We start from the raw sequence: 3,120 nt of genomic DNA on the forward strand, positions 1-3,120 counted from the left end.
TGCCGACCCGGTGTTCGTGGCCGAGGCCGACGAGTCCGACGGCTCACTGGTGCACTACGAGCCCGACGTGGTGATCCTGACCAACGCCGAGCCCGACCATCTCGACCACTTCGGCACCGCCGAGGCGTACTTCGAGGTCTTCGACACCTTCCTCGCCCGGATCCCGGACACCGGCGTCCTGGTGGTCTGCCTGGACGACGCGGGAGCGGCCGAGCGCGCGCGCCGGGCGGCGTCCGCGGGGGTGCGGGTGGTGGGGTACCGCACCACGGCCGGCCCCGCGACCGACCTGCCGGTGGTGGGTGAACTCGACGGGATCGAGGTCGACTCGGGCGGGACCCGGGCCGGGCTCACGTTGGACGGGCGGTCTCGTGGCGACCTCCACGTGGGGACCCCGGGCCGACACATGGCGCTCAACGCGCTCGCCGCTCTCCTGGCCGCCCGGGAGGTCGCCGGGGACGCCGGGATCGACGTCGACCACGTGCTGTCCGGTCTGTCCGGATTCGGGGGAGTGGGGCGTCGGTTCGAACCCAAGGGCACGGTCGCGGTCCAGGGTGGACTGGTGCGGGTGTTCGACGACTACGCGCACCATCCGACCGAGGTCAGGGCGGTCCTGAGCGCCGGGCGGGAGATCGTCGCCTCGGACGGTGGCCGCCTGATCGCGGTCTTCCAGCCCCACCTCTACTCCCGCACCCGCATCTTCGCCGAGGAGTTCGGGCGGGCGTTGTCCCTGGCCGACGAGGTGGTGGTGCTCGACGTGTACGGCGCGCGCGAGCAACCCGAGGAGGGCGTCGACGGCGGCCTCGTCACCCGCCACGTGAGCTCGCCGGCCCACCACGTCCCCGACCTCGACACCGCCCTGTCCACGGTGCTCGGGATCATCCGGCCGGACGACGTGGTCTTCACGCTCGGGGCCGGAGACATCACCACGCTCGGCCCGAGGATCGTCGCCGGGCCCGCGGGGAGCGGGACGGGGTCATGACGAGGCCGACGCCGTGAAGGGGGCTCAGCGGTGACCGACGAGCCACGCGACCACCCGACGGACCCGGCGGATCCGACGGACCCGCTGGACCAGGCGGCCTCGGACGACCCGGACCGGAGACTCGCCGCGGCGGCCGTCCGTAGCTCGGACGAGCGGGTGCGTCACTCCGACCCCGCGGTGCGGGCCACGCTGCGCAGGCGACGTCGCCGCACCAACCGCATCTATGTGGGGCTCGGTGTGGCGCTGGTCGTCCTCCTGGTGGGATACATCGCGCTGTACTTCCTGCCGGTGTTCTCCGTCCGGGAGGTCCGGGTCGTCGGGACCCGGACCATTCCCGTGGAGGCGGTGACCGAGCGCGCGGCGGTGTCCCCCGGGACCCCGCTGCTCCAGGTGGACACCCACGCGGTGGCGCGCCGCGTGGCGGGGATCCCGAGGGTGGACCAGGTCACGGTCACGCGGGACTACCCGTCGACCCTGCGGATCGAGCTGATCGAGCGCACCGCCCTGGTCGTGGTCGAGGTCGACGGCGCCCGGCACCTGGTGGACGGGCAGGGCATCGACTTCGGGCAGGGGGACCCGCCTCCCGGAACCCCCGAGCTCACCGTGGGGGACGGCGCACGCTCCGACCTGCCCGGGATCGTCCGGGACCTGTCGACGGTCTTCGCCGAGGTCCGGGGGACCGCGGGGCAGGAGATCGCGTCCGTCGAGGTGGAGAGTCCGGCGTCGATCGTCCTCACCCTCGTCGACGGGCGCACCGTGGAGTGGGGGGCCGCGGGTCGCGACCACGAGAAGGCGGTCGCCCTGCAGATGGTCCTCGAGCAACCCGGGCAGGTCTGGAACGTCTCCAATCCGGCGTTGCCGGCCTCACGGTAGACCGACACGCCCGCGAGCCTCGTGGACGTGCGGGGCCGGTGCCCCTACCGTGTGATCCGACGGCGGAAACCGCCTCTGACCAGCAACTTTAACCCTCAAGTAGAGGGTGAGAGTTAGGCGAGAGTCTTTCGTCGAGACAGCATGCAACCGAGCACGACACCCCCAAAGGAAGGCCGGGCCTCGATGAGCTCACCGCACAACTACCTCGCAGTCATCAAGGTCGTCGGAATCGGGGGCGGCGGTGTCAACGCCGTGAACAGGATGATCGACGAGGGCCTCAAGGGCGTCGAGTTCATCGCGGTGAACACCGATGCGCAGGCTCTGCTCATGTCCGACGCCGACGTCAAGCTCGACGTCGGTCGCGAACTCACCCGCGGCCTCGGTGCCGGCGCCGACCCGGAGGTCGGGCGCAAGGCGGCGGAGGACCACAAGGACGAGATCGAGGAGGTCCTCAAGGGCGCGGACATGGTCTTCGTCACGGCCGGGGAGGGCGGCGGTACCGGCACCGGTGGCGCGCCGGTCGTCGCGGCCATCGCGCGTAAGCTCGGCGCGCTCACCGTCGGCGTCGTAACCCGCCCGTTCTCCTTCGAGGGCAAGCGTCGCGGGGGACAGGCCGAGGCGGGGATCGAGGGCCTGCGCGAGGCCTGCGACACCCTGATCGTGATCCCCAACGACCGCCTGCTCCAGCTCGGGGACGCCGGCGTGTCCATGATGGAGGCCTTCAAGACCGCCGACGAGGTCCTCCTCAACGGCGTCCAGGGGATCACCGACCTCATCACCACCCCCGGCGTGATCAACGTCGACTTCGCCGACGTCAAGGGCGTCATGTCCGGGGCCGGCAGCGCGCTCATGGGGATCGGCTCCTCGCGGGGCGAGGGTCGGGCGTACAAGGCCGCGGAGGCCGCCATCAACTCGCCGCTCCTGGAGACCACGATGGAGGGCGCCAAGGGCGTACTCATGTCGATCGCCGGCGGCAGCGACCTGGGCCTGTTCGAGATCAACGAGGCCGCGACCCTCGTCCAGGAGGAGGCGCACCCCGACGCCAACATCATCTTCGGCACCGTCGTCGACGACTCGCTCGGCGACGAGGTGCGGGTGACCGTCATCGCCGCCGGGTTCGAGGGCGGCTCCCGGCAGTCCTCCGGTGCGGGTCAGTCGCGGCGCGGCCGCCACCACCTCGACGACGACGAGGTCCCCGGCGCCTCCGGCGACACCGGCGGTGCCTCCGGGCTCGGATCGACCCCTCTCGACGGCGGGCGTCGCGAGGA

At 71.9% G+C, this 3,120-nt stretch carries 3 protein-coding genes; all 3 read left to right on the plus strand.

Translation table 11 applies throughout. The features are described from left to right. Nucleotides 1–979, plus strand: a 979-nt coding sequence (locus tag G6017_RS00415; RefSeq protein WP_241731305.1) for a glutamate ligase domain-containing protein, incomplete at its 5' end; no start/stop codon positions are given. A gap of 30 nt (nt 980–1,009) precedes the next feature. Next, a complete protein-coding gene (locus G6017_RS00420; protein WP_182610677.1) occupies nt 1,010–1,852 on the plus strand; it encodes a cell division protein FtsQ/DivIB in 843 nt (280 codons plus the stop codon). 183 nt (nt 1,853–2,035) lie between these two features. After that, nucleotides 2,036–3,120, plus strand: a 1,085-nt coding sequence (gene ftsZ, locus G6017_RS00425; protein WP_182615365.1) for a cell division protein FtsZ, incomplete at its 3' end; no start/stop codon positions are given.

It is taken from the genome of Dietzia sp. B44, from assembly GCF_014145245.1.
Lineage (GTDB): Bacteria > Actinomycetota > Actinomycetes > Mycobacteriales > Mycobacteriaceae > Dietzia > Dietzia natronolimnaea.